Here is a 17,547-nt window from a genome sequence, read left to right as displayed (position 1 = left end):
GTCAATCGATCAATGCCAGCAGGTCCGTGTCGCCGACATCCACCCCGGCTTGAGTCAGCAGGGTCGTCGCCTGGCCCCGATGGTGGGTCTGATGGTTGAAGAAGTGCAGCAGCAGGCTGGCAAACGGCTTGTCGGCGGCAACGCCACGCATGTTGTGGTAGTGCAGGCGTAGGTCGAGGTCGGGCTCGCGCAACAGGTTGGCCCAGTCGATGATCAGTTGGTCCAGCCAGGTGCGGCGCGCCGCCAGTGCGCTCAGGTCGGCGAAGGCCAGGTGCTTGAGATCGACAGGCATGGCAATGGCCGCCAAGGGGGCCAGCGCGGTAGAGCCTGCAGGGTGTTGGGCGAAGCGCTTGAGCCAGACCGTATCACCCAGCACCAGGTGGTTGAGTGTGCCCAGGATCGAGCCGAAAAAAGCCTGGCGATCCGCGCGTAACTGCGCATCTGAAAGCTTGGCGGCGGCCTCATAGACCTTGCGGTTCATCCACTGGTTATAGGTCGCCATCAGTGCGATCTGCTCGATTCGGTTCACGGGTGTTCCCTGGTTGGCTGCGCGCCCGCTCGGCGGTCATGGTGTTCCGGCAGCGGCGGGCGATGGTTGTTGAACGCCAATACTACGCCAACGCGTCCTTCCAGACAGTCGACCAGTTTGATGGCCCCGAAGCCGAGGCCCACAGCCATGCAGTGTTGCGCGCCTTGATTGCCAGCTGCGTCTGGAGCACCAGGCCAAGGCCTAGAACCGCAACGTAGCGCCGGTCGTCAACCATTGTTCACGCTCGCCGATCAGGCTGCGCCCAACCACAACGTCCACATCGACGTATGTCCCGAGATGCAAGCGTGGCCCAGCCTGCCATGCCTGGTCGCCGCCGGCCTGACCATAACGCTCGGCGATCAGCGTCAGCATCGGCACCGGCTGATACTCAAAACCGGTGCCCCAGGTCAGGCGGTGTTTTTCATCGCCGTCGTTATAGGCATGGGTCCAGCCGGCATTCAGATTCAGGCGCAGCGGCGCCAGCGGCTGCCACGTCAGGGGGACGTTGAAATCCGCGCCGTCATACGCATGCCTGCGGTCCTGGGCAAAGTGCGCGCCGCCGGCAATCGCCAGCTGCAGCCCAAGATCATCCCGTGACAGCACCTGGGCCTTGAGTTGCGGGCTGAGCTGGCTTTCGCCGCTGGCACGTGACAGTGCTGCGCCCCATTGCACCGCAGGCATTGCACTGAACGTACAGGCCGGCGACAGTGTTTCGCTGTGGCTGCTGCCGTCGTGGCGATAAGCGCTGTACCAGGCGTCTACGTTGCATTCGCCTGGCGCGTTGATAGCACCGTCATCGACCACATAGGCGCCGCCAGCCGCATTGGCCTTGGATATCACGGCGATGAGCAAAATAAAGCCCAGCGTCAGGCCGATAAACATTAAGTTATGCCGCAATGCACGGCGTTTAGCCGGCGGCAACAGCAGCAGGCTGTGGCGCACATTACGGCCGTGACGCGCACGGTATTTGGCAAACCCGTCAGGGCGTTTTGGAGTGTGTGGGGTGTGCATGATGCACCTCGCTTGAGTTCAGCTTTCTACAGTCAGCACCGAAATGCCGCTGGCTTTGGCCTGGCAGACCAGCTCCGATGTGTCCTCACCACCCGGCAGGGCGATGACCACATCCGGGCGGCTGTCGGTCAGCATGAAGTGATTGCGCTGGCGTTCAGCCTGCTTGCCATGGCGTTGCCAGTTGGGCGGGTAACGCACCACGTCGATCCCGATTTCCCGGGCCCATTCCTCGATGTCACTGCCGAGGAACTGGTTGCCGCCGTGGATCAATACCTGCACCGGGTGCAGGCGGTGGTAAGCGTCCAGCACGTGGCGGGACTTCTTGGTGTCGGCGTAATGACGACCTGCACAGATCAAGATGCGCATAGTCCGGTTCCTTGTGAGGCACGGCGGCGGCCCGGCGACCGCCGCCGTTTAAACGGCAGGGGTGATCAGTACCACTGCTTGAAGCGGCGGATGTAGATCGTTTTCATCAGTTGGGCCACGCAGCAGTAGCTGACCAAGGTGCCCACCAGCCATGGGAAGTACGCCAGCGGCAGCGGTTGCAAGCCCACCAGGGTACCCAGAGGCGAGAACGGCACGTAGATCCCCAGCACGATCACCACGCAGGTCATCATCAACACCGGCCAGGCGGCTGTGCTCTGGAAGAACGGGATCTTGCGGGTGCGCAACATATGCACCACGAGGGTTTGCGAAAGCAGGCCTTCGATAAACCAGCCGGACTGGAACAGAGTCTGCATCTCGACGCTGTTGGCGGCGAACACGTACCACATCAGCGCAAAGGTGGTGATGTCGAAGATCGACGAGGTCGGCCCGATCCACAGCATGAAACGACCGATGTTTTTCGCATCCCACTTGCGTGGCTGAGCCAGGTATTCCTTGTCCATCTTGTCCCACGGCAACGCCAACTGGGAGATGTCGTACATCAGGTTTTGCAGCAGCAAGTGGATTGCCAGCATCGGCATGAAGGGGATGAAGGCACTGGCCACCAGCACCGAGAACACATTGCCGAAGTTGGAGCTGGCGGTCATGTTCAGGTACTTCATGATATTGCCGAAGGTTTCGCGGCCCTTGAGCACGCCTTCTTCCAGCACCATCAGGCTCTTTTCGAGCAGGATGATGTCGGCCGATTCCTTGGCGATGTCGGTGCCGCTGTCCACCGAGATGCCGACGTCGGCATCGCGCAGGGCCGGGGCATCGTTGATGCCGTCACCGAGAAAACCCACGGTGTGGCCGTTGGCTTGCAGGGCCTTGAGCACGCGGGACTTCTGTAGCGGCGTGAGCTTGGCGAACACCGTACGTTCTTCAACGTGACGTGCCAGGCTGGCGTCGTCCATCAATTCGATCTCCACCCCCAGCAGCGGCCGGCCGGGCTCAAGGCCGACCTGACGGCAGATCTTGCTGGTGACCACCGCGTTGTCGCCGGTCAGCACTTTGACCGCTACGCCGATCTGTTGCAGTGCAGCAATCGCCGGGCCGGCGGTTTCCTTGGGTGGATCGAGGAAGGTCAGGAACCCCTGGATCACCAGGTTGCGTTCATCGCCGGTGGTGTACTGCTGGCGTGCCAGCGCCTTGGGGATCGTGCGAGTCGCCACCACCAGCACCCGAAAGCCGTCTTCGTTGTAATCGTTGGCAATCGCCAGCAGTTCCTCGCGGCGGCGTTCATCCAATGGCACGGCGGCGCCGGCGTCCAGCACATGGGTGGCAATGCCGAGCATCTCTTCCACCGCGCCTTTGCACACCAGCAGATGGTCGTCGGCCGCGTCCTTGACCACGATGGACAGGCGACGGCGGACGAAGTCGAAGGGCAATTCATCGACCTTGCTGTAGGCAAACGGCACCTGGAATTTCGGATTCTGCTCTGAAAACTGCACCACTGCCTGGTCCATCAGGTTCTTCATGCCGCTCTGGTGATAGCTGTTGAGCCAGGCCAGGGACAGCACGGCATCATCGCGTTGGCCAAAGGCGTTGACGTGATGTTCGAGGATGATTTTGTCCTGGGTCAGGGTGCCGGTCTTGTCGGTGCACAACACATCCATGGAGCCGAAGTTCTGTATCGCATTCAAGCGCTTGACCACCACTTTGCGCTTGGCCATGGCCGTGGCGCCCTTGGCCAGGTTGGCGCTGACGATCATCGGCAGCATTTCCGGGGTGAGGCCCACGGCCACCGCCAGGGCAAACAGGAAGGCGTCGCCCCAGTCACCTTTGGAGAAACCGTTGAGGAAGAACACGATCGGCACCATCACCAGCATGAACCGGATCAACAACCAGCTGACGCTGTTCACTCCACGGTCGAACGCGGTCTGCACCCGTGAGCCAACAATCGCCTTGGCCAGGGAGCCGAAATACGTACGCGCTCCGGTGGCCACCACCACGGCCCTGGCCCGGCCGCTGACCACGTTGGTGCCCATGAAACAAATGTTTGGCAGGTCCAGCAGGTTGCCTTGATCGGCGCTCACCGGGCCGGCGGATTTTTGCGTGACGTCGCCCAGGGTGTCGTACTTCTCCACCGGCAAGGCTTCGCCGGTGAGCACGGCCTGGCTGATAAACAGATCGCGGGATTCGATCAGGCGGATGTCGGCGGGGATCATGTCACCGGCCGAAAGCTGCACGATATCGCCGGCCACCAGGTCGCGCATCGGCACTTCGCGCAGGGTCGGTTGGCTGCCCACCTGCTCACGGCGCAGCACGGTAGCGGTGGTGCGGACCATGGCTTTCAAGGCCTCGGCGGATTTGGCCGAGCGGTGCTCCTGCCAGAAGCGCAGCAGGCTGCTGAGCAGGACCATGGTCATGATAATGATGACTTTGGTCGGGTCAGCGTCTTCACCTGCCTGCATCGGCAGCCAGCAATCGGTAAAGAAGCTGATGGCGCCCAGGGTCAGTAGTACGTAGATGAACGGGTTGTTCAGTGCGTGCAGGAACTGGATGAGTGCATGGGGCGGCTTGTCGTGGGCAACTTCGTTATAGCCTTCCCGTTGCAGGCGGGCAGAGGCGTCCAGTTCGGTCAGGCCATCCTGGGTGGCACGGACGTTGGCGAGGGTGGCTTGCAGGCCGTTGTGGGCTTCGCGGGCGGCACGCATCGACAGTCTGGTGCCTTCGTCGATGCCTTTTTTCTTGTTCAGTGGCGTGTTTTTTACGGCGCTCATGGTTTGTACTCCTGTCGCCAGCCCTCGACAAAACATACCGGTACTTACCTGATTACAGGCGAGCAACAGCATGCCGGGCCGCCAACTTGGCGATCGGTTTAAATAAAGTATTCACATCACTTTTACAGTGCCCGCCAACAGCGTGTTAGTTAACTAACACGCAGCGGGCTACGACTGGATAAGTCCATAAAGAACTCCAGGGTATTAATAAGAAAGTTGCTGTTTCCAGCCAGCTCAGGCGGCGCGAGCGCTCACATACAGAACGAGCATCAAGCTGGCTTGCTCCAGGCTGGAAACCTTCGGTCTCTGCGGGTCTTGAGGGTCGGCGTGGTCCCACTGCTGCACCAATTGGCCGCTTTGCGGGCAGATACGCCAGTGCGCCAGCGGGCGCGCTGGATACACTTGAGGGGAGGGTGCAACAAAGGTCGGGCGGGCCGGGGCAAAGCCTGCGGGCGCCCGGCACAGCTTGGCGCGCAGGGCTGCGGCTAGCGTGCGTACATCAGGCAAAACAAGGAGTTGGAAGGTCATAACACACCTCGGGACCGGACGGGCATCCGGCGAGGCAGTTACGGTGGAGCATCAAGCTCTAGCGCAGCTTACCGGACCGGGGAGGCGAGTCCTGTCATATTCTGGGTTTGGCGCCCGACGCCCGCAAACGCGGTGCTCGGACAGCGACTAGATACTGTGTCCATTGGCTTCTTTTGTGAGGTTTAAAAAAGGCCCCAGTTGCGGGCAGGGGCAATCTACTCAGGCGCTTACAAAATGTCAACGCATGATTAATTAAATTACCCAGTGTTCAGAGTTTATTCAGGCGAGAGGCGCTGGAAGTTACGCGATATATAACTTCATATACCTTGTGCCGCGAGAATCGCCAGATAGATCAATACCAACCCGCAGGTGCCATAACTAATACGTTGCCACAGGGGCGAAGCATTCTTGCGCAACAGGTTCACCAGCGCTGCGATCAGAAAACAGGACAACACCGATGCCAGCATGAAGCCGGCAAAAAACATCAGGGTTTGCCCATGGCTGGGCGTGGCGCCGACGATGCCGGACAACGCACTGCCCAGCGCGCCCCAGTAAACAATGTTTTTCGGATTAGCCAGGGAAATCGCCGCGCCCACCGCCAAGGCATTCTGTCCGGAACTGGCCGGTGCGTTGCCGGCTTCTGGTAACTGCCACGCATCGATCAGGCTGCGTACGCCGAGCCACGCCAGGTACAGCGCACAGACAACGGTCAGCGGCACACGCACGGCGTCATGCTGGATAAGCAGGGCAATGCCGGTCAGGCCGATAACGGCCCAGACAGCATCACCGGCCAGCGAGCCGATCTGCACCATCAGCGCAGGGGTAAAGCCGTGCAGCAAGCCTCGTCGCAAGGTCTCCGCCAACACGGCGCCAGGGGACAGGCAAAACACAAAACCGAATACCAGCGCGTAGAAAAAGATTGTCAGCATGCCCGCGATCCTTCCAATGAGGAGGGCAGTGTGAAGCGCGGGGCGAAGGTTGTCTTGAACCAGATTGCGCTGCTCAGCGTTTCACTGCGCTCTGGTAACGACCCGGAGTCATGCCGTACGCCGCGCGAAAATGCCGATTGAGGTGGCTCTGGTCGGCGAACCCCAGGTCCTGGGCGACGTCCGACGCGGCAGCGCCGTTACGCAACAACCCCTTCGCACGACGGGTGCGCAGTTGCATGGCCCACTGGCGAGGGCTGAGTCCGGTCTCTTTTTGGAAGGCCCGTAGCAGGTGGAATTTGGACAGCCCCAACTCGTCGCCGAGGTGGTCCAAGGGCAGCGAGTGATGCAGGTGCTCGGCCAGCAACTCCTGGGCACGCAGGACCATGGCTTTACCTGTCGCCGTACTGCCGGGCAGGCGTACGCCACTCATGGCAACCACCTCACCGAGCAGCACGACCATGGCGTCTTCATTCAGGTCACGGACCAGCGCATCAGCGCACAACGCGCCTTTCACCGCCGCTGCCAGGCGTTGCGCGAGCAGTGGTTGAACACATAACGAGCGATCAAACTCCAGATGCGCCAGGCCCAGGTCCGCTGCTAATTGATCCGCAGTGACATAAAGGCTGACGAACTGCCACGGTGCGCCATCCGCCGCACCACCGCCTTGAATCTGCCCAGGGTTGTACAGGGTAATGCTGCCCGGCCCGGCGTCGAACTCCCGGCGGTCCAGCCAGACTTTTTCCTCGCCGACCAGGTTTACGCCGATCACACATTCGTCATGGCTGTGGCGGGCGAAGGTCAGGCCGGTGCAGACGGTGCTGCTGACTTCGTAGTGGCCCAGCCAGGCGTGTTGCATCGTGCTCATTGCGCAAGCTCAGTCAGGAAGTGGGCATGAGCATACGCTGGCAGCACGGGCCAGATCGACTATTGATTGACCCGTGTGAGTCATTGCGTTCTCCCGTTACAACGCGGCGATACGGGATAACTCGACCTTTAGTCGGGCAGGATCGAGACAGGTAAACGGCAGGGCGAAAAACGCCTGGCAGCGACGTTCGATGATCGTGAGCGTGGCCTTGAACGCTGCGTCCACGCAAGCTTCATCGCCGTGGACATCCGACGGGTCCTCTAACCCCCAGTGCGCCTTGAGCGCCGGCCCGAAATACACCGGGCAGGCTTCGCCGGCGGCCTTGTCGCAGACGGTGATAACCAAATCCGGTGGGCTGCCTTCAAAGGCGTCGTTGCCCTTGCTGTACAACCCTTCGGTACTGATGCCCGCTGCCTGCAGCGTGCTCAGGCTGCGCGGCAGCACCTCGCCCTTGGGAAAACTGCCTGAGCTGATGGCCTCGAAACCTTGCGGTGCGAGGTGGTTGAACACTGCTTCGGACAAGATGCTGCGGCAGCTGTTGGCGGTGCACATGAACAGGACTTTCATTGCAGTCTCTCCGTCAGACACTCAGGCGCAACGCGAGGGCGGCGAGGGTGATCAGCAGCACCGGCAAGGTCAGCACAATCCCGACCTTGAAGTAGTAGCCCCAGGTGATGGTGATGCCTTTGCGTGCAAGGATATGCAGCCATAGCAGGGTGGCCAGGCTGCCGATGGGGGTGATTTTCGGGCCCAGGTCGCTGCCGATCACGTTGGCGTAGATCATCGCGTCCTTGACCACGCCCACGGCATGGCTGGACTCGATGGACAGCGCGCCGATCAAGACCGTCGGGAGGTTGTTCATCGCCGAGGACAGCAAGGCCGTCAGTACCCCGGTGCCCATGGCCGCGCCCCAGACACCGTAAGTGGCAAAAGTATCAAGCCAGGTCGCCAGGTAGGTGGTGAGGCCAGCGTTACGCAAACCGTAGACCACCAGGTACATGCCCAGGGAGAAAATCACGATCTGCCACGGAGCTTCCTTCAGCACTTTGCGCGTGGAGATCTTGTGGCCCTTGGCGGCGATCACCAGCAGGAGCACAGCGCACACTGCGGAAATCGCGCTGATCGGAATGCCCAGCGGTTCCAGTGCAAAGCAGCCGATCAACAGGATCCCCAGCACCCACCAGCCGGCACGGAAAGTGGCGCGGTCATGGATGGCGCTGGCGGGGTCTGCAAGGTCGGCGGGGTCGTAGGTGTGCGGGATGTCGCGGCGGAAGAACCACAGCAATATGGCGAGGGTGGCCGCGACGCTGACGAGGTTGACCGGCACCATCACTGCCGCGTATTCGTTGAAGCCGATCTTGAAGTAGTCCGCCGATACGATATTCACCAGGTTCGACACCACCAGCGGCAGGCTTGCCGTATCGGCGATAAACCCTGCGCCCATGACAAACGCCAGGGTGGCCGCCGGTGAAAAACGCAGGGCCAGCAGCATCGACATGACAATGGGGGTAAGGATCAGCGCCGCGCCGTCGTTGGCAAACAGCGCCGATACCAGCGCACCGAGCAGCACCATATAGGCAAACAACCGCCGACCACGCCCACGGCCCCAGCGCGCCACATGCAGGGCGGTCCAGGCAAAGAACCCGGCTTCATCCAGCAACAGGCTGATGATGATCAGCGCGACAAACGTACCGGTGGCGTTCCAGATGATGTGCCACACCACCGGGATATCGCCCAGGCTGACCGCGCCGCAGGCCAGGGCCAGGATCGCGCCGAGGGTTGCGCTCCAGCCAACGCCGAGGCCCTTGGGCTGCCAGATGACCAGGATGATGGTGACGATGAAAATGGCAACGGCGACAAGCATGAATTAACGCTCCGGCAGCTCAGCAGCGATGCTGGCCCGTAGTGGTCTGCAACCATGGGGAGTTGTATGGCGGTTAGGGAATATACGTATTTCCCCATATTTCAGCCAAACTTTGTTTCAAATTGACCTGGATCAAACACCGGCAACTCAGCCACAAGTGATTGAAATTAAAATGAAACACGAATGTCCTAAAGTGCCCGCCCATTGCTGAAGAAGGAAGCCCCCGCGTGCCCCGTGCCACTCGTAACCTGCGCAAGACCTTGGATTCCGTCGCGGAAAATAACGAAACCGCGGCGTTCGACCTGATGCGCGCCGTCGAGAAACTCGGCGATGAAGTGCTACGCCAGCGCCTGCTCAATACCATTCACCGGCTTAATCAGGATGCTCACGAGCTGCGTGAGGCGCGCGATTCGGTCGAATGGGTGTCGGTCAAACTGGCGTGATGGGCCAGTGCAGTCGTCCATATTCGGTTAACTATTCATAGGAACCAGTGCCGGTGACAGCGCCAATCGGATGAGGACATTCCTGAACCCGATAGGTATTGACATGCTACCTCCCATCGCGTTTTCCCATCTGCCATCCACACCCACCGCGCAACAGGCTGGTCTATCGCCTGCTGTGATGCAGTCTTCAATGCCGACGCTATAGCCCCCCAACGGGCAGTTCCGCGTACAGCGGATGTGCGCAATATCGTTCAAGACAATCTTGATACCGGCAGGCATGCTTGGAGCCCCCCAGCCGACGAGCCTGTTTCAGATGCCCAATGCCTTGCCTCTCCACGCGTTTTCCCGCGGCGCAATTGCAGTGATTCCCTTGTCGTTGGCCTGTGCACCCTGGGGGTTGTTGGCCGGTTCCATGGCCATCGATGCACAATTCACCCCGCTGCAGGCCCAAGGCCTCTCCGCCATTGTGTTTGCCGGTGCCGCACAACTGGTGGCCATTGGCATGGTCAAGAGCGGTGCCAGCCTGATTTCCATCGTGCTGACCACGTTGCTGCTGACGTCCCAGCATTTGCTGTACGGCATGCATATGCGTCCAACGTTGTCGGCACTGGATAGCCGCTGGCGCATGAGCCTGGGGTTCCTGCTCACCGACGAGTTCTTCGCCTTGGTCAGCCACTATGACCGCCAGACCTTCAATCGCTGGTATGCCTTGGGCGTCGGCCTGACGTTTTATATCATCTGGAACCTGTTCACCCTGGCTGGCATTGTGCTGGGCAAAAGCATTCCCGGTCTCGATCAACTGGGCCTGGAGTTTTCCATTGCCGCGACCTTCATTGCCTTGATCACCCCCGTGGTGCGGGATGTGCCGACCGTGGTCTGCGTAGCGGTGTCATTGCTCTGTTCAGTGTGGCTGAGCTTCCTGCACTGGGAGTCGGCCGTGGTGGTGTCCGGTGTGCTGGGCATGAGCGCAGGCTTTATCTGCAAGCGACTGGGAGTAGGGCAGCCATGATTTACCTGATGATTGTGGCCATGGGCCTGGTGGTGTTTCTCAACCGCTACCTGTTCATCGAACCTCGCCTGCCGGTGCGCCTCAACCGTGGCGCGCGGGAGTTTCTCGGGTTTGCGGTGCCGGGGATGCTGACAGCGATTTGCGGGCCGATTATTTTTCTTGCCGACCACCAGCTCAACCTCAGCCCGGCCAACCCGTATTTGCTGGCGGGTATCAGTGCGGTCGCGTTGATGTTCTGGACACGCAATGTGCTGCTCACGGTCGTGCTGAGCATGGCGCTGTTTTATCTGTTCCGTTGGTGGCTCTGACGCGCAGACGAAAAAAAGCCCGCGGGAGGGCGGGCAGAAGGGAGTCTTCAAAAATGAGCCAGGCCACTATAGGTGGCGTTCGCCTGCGTCACCGTGAAACAAAATTCATCCAGGCGCCAGTCAGTTGCGCGGCAATGCTACAGTCGCGTTTTTTTTCAAGGAGGCGATGGCATGCACAAGGTGGTTATAGGCGCATTGGTCGTGGCAGCACTGGCCGGCTGCGCAGGTTCGAAGATGAACGAAGCGCGCTCGGGAGCGCCCTACAAGACCCTGGCATCGGACAAGGCCACGGTGGTGGTTGCCGAGTGCATTCAATTTGGCTGGCAGGATGAAAGCGTCTACGGCGTCGATGCCAGTGGCTTCAAGGAGCCGAATGGCGCCGGTGGTTTCACCGTCTATACCAGGGGCGGGGATTACTTCGCCGATGTGCAAAGTGCCGGTGCAGGATCGTCCATCAAGTACTACGCCGGCGAAGACACGATGCCCGCCAAACGTCGATTGGCCGCGCTGGCGACTTGTCTGTAATCCGTTGCCTTAGTGTTTTTAGGAAACGCCCGGCGGGACAGCCGCCGGACATTGGCTTATTATTCCCACCGCTTGCCCGGCGTGATGGCTCTTTACCGGTACACGGACGTCGAGGCCATACCGTCGGGCGAGCATCTTTAGCCCTTATCGCGGCATAAACCCCAAGTGCCAGCGACGCGGAATCTTCAGCGATACCAGCCCCAACACCCCAGCCAACCCACTGCTGACCAGCAACGCCTTCAGGCCCATGTGCTGCTCCAGCAACGCGCCAATGACTGCACCCACAAACATGCCGCCCCACGGGATCAACTGCACCCGCCAGCCGTTACGCCTTTCACCCAGCATCCAGCGCCCCAGGCCACGACCAAAGCGTGACAGCGCCCCGGTGACATAGGTAAGGCCCACGGGCAAACCGTTGACCTCTTCGACGGCCGCATTGAGCATGCCCATTGCGATGATCGCCGCCAGCAGCGCGGGTAAGGTATCGTCTGATGGCCACAGCGCACCGGCGCACAAAAAAGCCGCGATACATAACAGCAAAGGCAGCGTATGCCGCCGGCCAAAGCGACTGACCACCACGCCCAATGCGTTGCCGACCACGAAGGTGGCGACCAGCAATAACAAGCGCCCCGTCAGCCCCAGATCGCCTGCGCTGATCGCCACGGCCAGGCGCGTGGTGTTGCCGCTCATAAACGAAACAAAATCGCCGCTGGCCATAAAGCCGATGGCATCAGTCATACCGGCCAACACCGAAAGACTGGCCACCAGCATCAAGCCGACTCGGCCGCGCCAACGCTGTCGATGGGCGAGTGCAGCATTGGCGTAAGGCTTGCGGGACGAAGGCAGCATAGGGCCGGGTTCCTCGGTGAGATTATCCGGCCACTACGGTAGGACGCTTTGCGCCCACACGCAATGACCTCAGGCAGCGTCCAGTCGCCAGCCATCCGGCGTCCAGCGCAACCGGTGGGTCGGCCGGATCGCCTGCACAAACGCCGCATCATGGGACACCACCACCATCGCTCCGCCAAACCCTTGCAGCGCCTGCTCGAAAGCCGTCACTGATTCCAGGTCCAGGTGATTGCTGGGTTCGTCGAGCAGCAACAGTTGCGCCGGCACATGGCGCCACAGGGCGATTGCCATGGCGGCTTTCAGGCGTTCGCCGCCGCTGAGTTGCGCGACCGGTTGGATCACGCGCAGCGCGTCCAGTTGCAGCAAGGCCAAGCGCGTGCGCAGCTCGGCTTCGGTCAGCGGCGTACCCAGCAGGTTGAGCTGCTCGATGATCGAGCGATGATTGTCCAGCAAGCCGAGATGCTGATCGATATAGGCACTGGGCACATGCACGCTGCATTCCCCTGCGACCGCTTGCCGTTGGCCAGCCAAGACTTTGAGCAGCGTGGACTTGCCGCAACCGTTCGGCCCATGCACGGCGACACGTACCGGGCCCGTGAGGTGGAGGTTGACGCAACTCGCGGGCAGCCACGGCAGTTGAGCATCGACTAAGGTCGCGACGGTGCGCCCGCTGGGCACGACCGACGCAGGTAACGTCAACAAAATCGTCGACTCATCCTGCACCCGCTCGTAGGCCAGGCGCACCTGGCTGTCCAGATGCTCCTTGCTGTGCTGGTGAGCGCTGCGCACGGTGCTGACGATGTGGGTAGCGGCGCTTTTCCAGCGCGCCTTGGTGAAACGGTCGACGTTGGCGGCTTGCGCCTGTTTGCGAGAGTGGGCAGCATTGCGTTGCAGGCTGTCGTGGTCCTTTTGCAGGCGCTTGCGTTCGCGACTGCGCTCCAGGCGTGCGTGCTCCAATGCGGCGACAGAGGCCTGCTGTTGGGCGTCACGCTGCACGCGATAGGCGTCGTAATTGCCGCCATACACACGCACGCCAAGGGGCGACAGCTCAATGATGCGCCCCATGCGGTTGAGCAACTGTCGATCATGACTTACTACCACCAGGCCGCCAGGCCAATCAGCCAGAACCCGCAGCAGCCAGGTGCGGCCCGCGCTGTCGAGGTGGTTGCTAGGCTCATCAAGCACCAGCAACTGCGGCGCAGACAGCAGCGCACCGATGATCGCAACCCGGGCCAGTTGTCCGCCGCTGAGTTGCTCGGCAGGCGTGTCGACACTCAGATGCGACAATCCCGCTGTATCCAAAGCGCTGCGCAAACGGTCCGCGAGGTCCCAGCGTTCATCGATCGTCGCCAGGTCATCCACACTGGCGGTGCCTCTGGCCATACGATCCAGTGCCGCCAAGGTGTCAGCGGTTCCTGTGAGGCTGGCGACCGTATCGCCCGGCTCGACCACCACGGTCTGAGGCACAAACGCCACGCTCGCCCGGCGATCCAGCGTGCCGCAGGAGGGTGACAACTCGCCGGCGATCAACCTCGCGAGGATACTTTTGCCACAGCCATTGCGCCCCACGATGCCGGTGGGCGTAGGGTCGATGGACAGGGTGAGGTCTTCCAGCAGGGTTTCGCCATTGGCGAACTGGAAGTACAGGTGTTGCAGGGAAACCAAAGCGGGCAGCCGGTTGACGTGAGTCATCAGCACCTCCAAAGCAATGTCGAACAGGCCAACAAGCACGCCAGGCGGCTCGTTGCAGGTACATTCTGGAAGGCTTAGTGGTTCACGTCGGCGGTCATCCCGTGGGGCAGAAAGGAGGTAAAGCCTAACTCGCCTCGGCGAGCTGTTCAAGGAACATGGCCAGCGCGACTTCCTCTGCCTTGAGCCCTTTGCGCACCCGCGGCTTGGGCAATCTGGACAGCTCGCCCAGGCTGAAATGCTCCAATACCGCCGGGTGTATGTAGCATTTTCGGCACACCGCCGGTGTATTCCCCAACTGCCGGGCAACGTCCTTGACCATCGCCACCACATGCCGTTTGGCGTCGGATTCCGGCTGCCATTCCAACTCGCGCAACACCGCCAGCGCCAGGGCGGTGCCGGCCCAGGTGCGATAGTCCTTGGCGGTGAAATCGGCGCCGGTGAGGCTGTGCAAGTAGGCGTTTACATCATGGGAACTGACGGTGTGTCGTTCGCCGTCTGCGTCCAGGTACTGGAACAAGTCCTGACCGGGCAATTCCATGCAGCGCTTGACCACGTTGGCCAGGCGCCGGTCCTTGACGCTGACCTGATGCTCCACGCCACTTTTGCCGCGAAACTGGAACTGTATCTCGCTGCCATTGATGTCCACATGGCGGTTGCGCAGGGTGGTTAAACCGTAGGATTTGTTGTCGCGGGCGTATTGGGTATTGCCGACGCGGATCAAGGTAGCGTCCAGCAGCATCACCACGGTGGCCAGGACTTTTTCACGGGTAAAGCCAGGCTCGGCCAGTTGGGCCTCCAACTGCTTGCGCAACTTGGGCAGTGCGCTACCGAACGCTTGCAGGCGTGAGTATTTGTCGGTGTCACGGACTTCGCGCCAGCGCGGGTGGTAGCGATACTGCTTGCGTCCACGGGCGTCGCGCCCGGTGGCTTGCAGATGGCCACGCGGGTCGGCGCAGATCCACACGTCGGTATAGGCGGGCGGGACGGCGAGGGCGTTGATACGCTTGATTTCCTCGTCGTCGTCAAGGCGCTCACCCTTGGCATTGAAGTACTGGAACTTGCCGCGCACCCGCTTGCGGCGAATGCCGGGTTGGGTGTCGTCAACATAATGCAGGTCGCGGGGCAGGTCGGCGGGGATCGCGGAGTCGGGCATGGCGGGTTCCTTGGCAACAAATCAGGCCGGTATGTCTGATTGACCGCAGCGCTGTGCGGTCGTGCCAAATGCTTACGCCAGCACCGCGACTGCCTTGATCTGTGCCCACAGCGTCTGGCCCGGATGCAGTTGCAACTGGTCGCGGGAGAAGCGCGTGATGCGCGCCAGCAATGGCGTGCCCTCGGCTTCCAGGCGCACCAATACATGGGCGCTGTTGTCTGCGGGCGTTTCCTGGATCACCGTTACCGGCAGGCGATTGAGGATGCTGCTCGGTTCCGACCCTTGCAGGCTGAGGCTCACGTCCCGTGCCTGCACCTTGACCCGCAGCGCGTGGCCCACGGCCATCGGTGCATGGGCCACGCGCATGGACAAGGCGCTGCCCGGCAGATGCAGGGTCAGCAACTGGTAATGCGCGTCGTAGGCAGTGACCGTGCCGTTGATCACCACACCGGCATCGTCGCCCCGTGCCAGCGGCAGGTCGAGCCGCGCCAGGGTTTCGCCAATCGGTCCGCTGGCCAGGGCCTTGCCGTCACTGAGCAGGACGATATGGTCGGCCAGGCGTGCGACCTCATCCTGGGCGTGGCTGACGTACAGCACCGGAATATCCAGCTCATCGTGCAGGCGTTCCAGGTACGGCAGGATTTCGTTTTTGCGCTGGCTGTCGAGGGCGGCCAGCGGTTCATCCATCAACAGCAGTTTCGGGCTGGTGAGCAAGGCACGGGCGATGCCGATGCGCTGGCGTTCACCGCCGGACAAGTGCAGCGGGTTGCGCTCCAACAGGTGACCAATCCCCAATAGCGCCGTGGCCTGGGCCATATCCACCCGGCGCTGTAGGCGGGGAATGCGCTTGAGGCCGAACTCCAGGTTGGCCCGCACCGACAAATGCGCGAACAGGCTGGCCTCCTGGAAGACGTAACCCAGCGCACGTTTATGGGGCGGTACGAACAACCCGCTGCGGCTGTCTTGCCACACGTCATCGTTGACCTGGATGAAACCATTTTCGGCGCGTTCAAGCCCGGCGATGCAGCGCAGGCAGGTAGTCTTGCCGGAGCCGGAATGCCCGTACAGCGCGGTCACGCCACGGCCTGGCAGATGCAGGTCCACGTCCAGCGCAAACCCGGAATAACGGAGTTGCAGGCGTACATCAATCATCGACATCAGCTCCAGCCCATCCTGGTTTTACGGCTGGAATACAGCGCCAGCAACACGAGGAACGCAAATACCACCATGGCGCCGGCCAGCCAATGGGCCTGGGCGTATTCCATGGCTTCGACATGGTCGTAGATCTGCACCGAGACCACGCGGGTCTTGTCCGGGATATTGCCGCCGATCATCAGCACCACGCCGAACTCACCGACGGTGTGGGCAAATCCGAGGATCGAGGCCGTGATAAAGCCTGGTCGCGCCAGGGGCAGGATCACAGTAAAAAAAGTGTCCCAGGGATTGGCGCGCAGGGTCGCGGCCACTTCCAGTGGGCGAGTGCCGATGGCGGAAAACGCGTTTTGCAACGGCTGCACCACAAACGGCATGGAATAGATCACCGAACCAATCACCAGCCCGGCAAAGCTGAAGGTGAGGGTGCCCAGGCCCAGCCATTGGGTGAACTGGCCGAAGTAGCCATTTGGCCCCATGGTCAACAGCAGGTAGAAACCGATCACCGTCGGAGGCAACACCAACGGCAGGGCCACAATGGCGCCAATCGGGCCGCGCCACCACGATTGGGTGCGCGACAGCCACAACGCAATCGGCGTGCCGATGACCAGCAGGATCACGGTGGTCAGCGACGCGAGCTTGATGGTCAACCAGATAGCGGAAAAATCGGCACTCGATAGGGGCATTTACTTGGCCAGCTCGTAACCGTAGGACTTGATAACGGCAGCGGCTTTTGGTCCTTTGAGGTACTCGACCAGCGCTTTGGCAGCAGCGCTGTCTTTGCCTTTGTTCAGGATTACCGCGTCCTGTTTGATCGGATCGTGCATGGACGCCGGAACGATCCACGCCGAACCGCTGGTGACTTTGCCGTCTTTATAGATCTGCGACAAGGCGACAAAACCCAACTCGGCGTTGCCGGTGGATACAAACTGGAAGGCCTGGGTGATGTTCTGGCCTTCGACGAGCTTGTCCTTGACCTTCTCGCTCAGGCCTTCTTTCGCCAGTACTTGGGTGGCGGCCAGGCCGTAGGGCGCGGCTTTCGGGTTGGCGATGGACAGGTGCTTGAAGTCGTTGTTCTTCAAGACGTCGCCTTTGGCGTCTACATAGCCTTCTTTGGCCGACCACAGCGCGAGGGTGCCCACGGCGTAGGTGAAGCGCGAGCCTTTGACGGTATCACCTTCGCTTTCGAGTTTTTGCGGAGTGGTGTCGTCGGCGCTCAGGAACACTTCGAACGGCGCGCCGTTCTTGATCTGGGTGTAGAACTGGCCCGTGGCGCCGTAGGCCGCGACCAGTTTGTGACCGGTGTCTTTTTCAAAATCGGCGGCAATCGCCTGGATCGGTGCGGTGAAGTTGGCGGCGACGGCCACCTGCACTTCATCGGCCTGGGCCGAGCCGAAAGCGAACGCAGCGACCAACACGGCCAGGCGTGAGGCGTGAATCATCATGGAGCAGCTCCTTGGAGATGTACGGCGTGTTATAGGTAGAAGGGCTAACCGCTATGTATGGGAATATATAGCGGTTAGCCATCGCCGGTACAGCGCAAA

19 protein-coding genes and 1 pseudogene are annotated in these 17,547 nt (G+C 61.1%); 5 read left to right on the top strand and 15 right to left on the bottom strand.

The window, feature by feature from the left end:
* Position 1: 1 nt before the first annotated feature.
* A complete protein-coding gene (locus AOA60_RS02730; protein ID WP_099583068.1) occupies positions 2 to 529 on the bottom strand; it encodes a DinB family protein in 528 nt (175 codons plus the stop codon).
* A 95-nt stretch (positions 530 to 624) separates the two neighbouring features.
* On the opposite strand from AOA60_RS02730, the pseudogene AOA60_RS33795 reads away from it, so the two are divergent.
* Positions 625 to 705, top strand: a pseudogene (locus AOA60_RS33795) (DUF533 domain-containing protein); the annotation flags it as partial.
* Between the two features lie 25 nt (positions 706 to 730).
* Here AOA60_RS33795 and AOA60_RS02720 read toward each other — a convergent pair.
* The 8 genes from AOA60_RS02720 to AOA60_RS02685 form a co-directional block, all read right to left on the bottom strand.
* Positions 731 to 1,540 carry a hypothetical protein gene (locus AOA60_RS02720; RefSeq protein WP_099583065.1) on the bottom strand — a complete coding sequence of 270 codons (810 nt, stop codon included), beginning with the start codon at positions 1,538 to 1,540 and terminating at the stop codon, positions 731 to 733.
* An 18-nt stretch (positions 1,541 to 1,558) separates the two neighbouring features.
* The gene (locus AOA60_RS02715; RefSeq protein WP_099583063.1) at positions 1,559 to 1,906 is read right to left on the bottom strand and encodes a DUF2493 domain-containing protein; all 348 of its coding nucleotides are present in this window, start codon (positions 1,904 to 1,906) and stop codon (positions 1,559 to 1,561) included.
* 65 nt (positions 1,907 to 1,971) lie between these two features.
* A complete protein-coding gene (mgtA, locus tag AOA60_RS02710) occupies positions 1,972 to 4,686 on the bottom strand; it encodes a magnesium-translocating P-type ATPase (RefSeq protein ID WP_099583062.1) in 2,715 nt (904 codons plus the stop codon).
* A gap of 234 nt (positions 4,687 to 4,920) precedes the next feature.
* On the bottom strand, positions 4,921 to 5,214 hold the full coding sequence (locus AOA60_RS02705; protein WP_099583060.1) for a hypothetical protein: 294 nt from the start codon (positions 5,212 to 5,214) through the stop codon (positions 4,921 to 4,923).
* 317 nt (positions 5,215 to 5,531) lie between these two features.
* On the bottom strand, positions 5,532 to 6,143 hold the full coding sequence (locus AOA60_RS02700; protein ID WP_099583058.1) for a LysE family transporter: 612 nt from the start codon (positions 6,141 to 6,143) through the stop codon (positions 5,532 to 5,534).
* 73 nt (positions 6,144 to 6,216) lie between these two features.
* A complete protein-coding gene (locus tag AOA60_RS02695; RefSeq protein WP_099583056.1) occupies positions 6,217 to 7,008 on the bottom strand; it encodes an AraC family transcriptional regulator in 792 nt (263 codons plus the stop codon).
* 96 nt (positions 7,009 to 7,104) lie between these two features.
* A complete protein-coding gene (locus AOA60_RS02690) occupies positions 7,105 to 7,575 on the bottom strand; it encodes an arsenate reductase ArsC (protein ID WP_099583055.1) in 471 nt (156 codons plus the stop codon).
* Between the two features lie 13 nt (positions 7,576 to 7,588).
* Entirely contained in the window at positions 7,589 to 8,872 is a 1,284-nt protein-coding gene (locus tag AOA60_RS02685; protein ID WP_099583053.1) for an arsenic transporter, read from the bottom strand.
* Positions 8,873 to 9,099: 227 nt separating this feature from the next.
* Here AOA60_RS02685 and AOA60_RS02680 point away from each other — a divergent pair, with 227 nt between their 5' ends.
* From AOA60_RS02680 to AOA60_RS02665, 4 genes are all read left to right on the top strand, one after another.
* Positions 9,100 to 9,315: a hypothetical protein gene (locus tag AOA60_RS02680; protein WP_099583051.1), complete on the top strand. Its 216-nt coding sequence runs from the start codon at positions 9,100 to 9,102 to the stop codon at positions 9,313 to 9,315.
* 313 nt (positions 9,316 to 9,628) lie between these two features.
* Positions 9,629 to 10,324 carry an AzlC family ABC transporter permease gene (locus AOA60_RS02675; RefSeq protein ID WP_099583050.1) on the top strand — a complete coding sequence of 232 codons (696 nt, stop codon included), beginning with the start codon at positions 9,629 to 9,631 and terminating at the stop codon, positions 10,322 to 10,324.
* Positions 10,321 to 10,632, top strand: a complete 312-nt coding sequence (locus tag AOA60_RS02670; RefSeq protein ID WP_099583048.1) for an AzlD domain-containing protein — start codon at positions 10,321 to 10,323, stop codon at positions 10,630 to 10,632. Before AOA60_RS02675 ends, AOA60_RS02670 begins: the two co-directional genes overlap by 4 nt.
* A gap of 171 nt (positions 10,633 to 10,803) precedes the next feature.
* On the top strand, positions 10,804 to 11,157 hold the full coding sequence (locus AOA60_RS02665) for a hypothetical protein (protein ID WP_099583047.1): 354 nt from the start codon (positions 10,804 to 10,806) through the stop codon (positions 11,155 to 11,157).
* Between the two features lie 144 nt (positions 11,158 to 11,301).
* Here the strand turns inward: AOA60_RS02665 and AOA60_RS02660 are convergent, their stop codons facing one another.
* From AOA60_RS02660 to modA, 6 genes are all read right to left on the bottom strand, one after another.
* A complete protein-coding gene (locus tag AOA60_RS02660; RefSeq protein ID WP_099583046.1) occupies positions 11,302 to 12,006 on the bottom strand; it encodes a YoaK family protein in 705 nt (234 codons plus the stop codon).
* Between the two features lie 69 nt (positions 12,007 to 12,075).
* Positions 12,076 to 13,698, bottom strand: coding sequence for an ABC-F family ATP-binding cassette domain-containing protein (locus AOA60_RS02655; protein ID WP_099583169.1), 1,623 nt, complete (start codon positions 13,696 to 13,698; stop codon positions 12,076 to 12,078).
* Between the two features lie 124 nt (positions 13,699 to 13,822).
* A complete protein-coding gene (locus AOA60_RS02650; protein ID WP_099583045.1) occupies positions 13,823 to 14,851 on the bottom strand; it encodes a DNA topoisomerase IB in 1,029 nt (342 codons plus the stop codon).
* Positions 14,852 to 14,923: 72 nt separating this feature from the next.
* Complete coding sequence (gene modC, locus AOA60_RS02645; protein WP_099583168.1) at positions 14,924 to 16,003, bottom strand: molybdenum ABC transporter ATP-binding protein; 1,080 nt, start codon at positions 16,001 to 16,003, stop codon at positions 14,924 to 14,926.
* A 5-nt stretch (positions 16,004 to 16,008) separates the two neighbouring features.
* Entirely contained in the window at positions 16,009 to 16,689 is a 681-nt protein-coding gene (gene modB, locus AOA60_RS02640; protein WP_099583044.1) for a molybdate ABC transporter permease subunit, read from the bottom strand.
* Positions 16,690 to 17,448, bottom strand: coding sequence for a molybdate ABC transporter substrate-binding protein (gene modA, locus AOA60_RS02635; protein ID WP_099583043.1), 759 nt, complete (start codon positions 17,446 to 17,448; stop codon positions 16,690 to 16,692). It abuts the gene before it with no gap.
* Between the last annotated feature and the right edge of the window lie 99 nt (positions 17,449 to 17,547).

Source organism: Pseudomonas sp. 2822-17 (assembly GCF_002742485.1).
Taxonomy (GTDB): domain Bacteria; phylum Pseudomonadota; class Gammaproteobacteria; order Pseudomonadales; family Pseudomonadaceae; genus Aquipseudomonas; species Aquipseudomonas cyclaminis.
The sequence above is the reverse complement of the archived record's forward strand: the minus strand, read 5'-3'. Positions and strand labels throughout refer to the sequence as shown.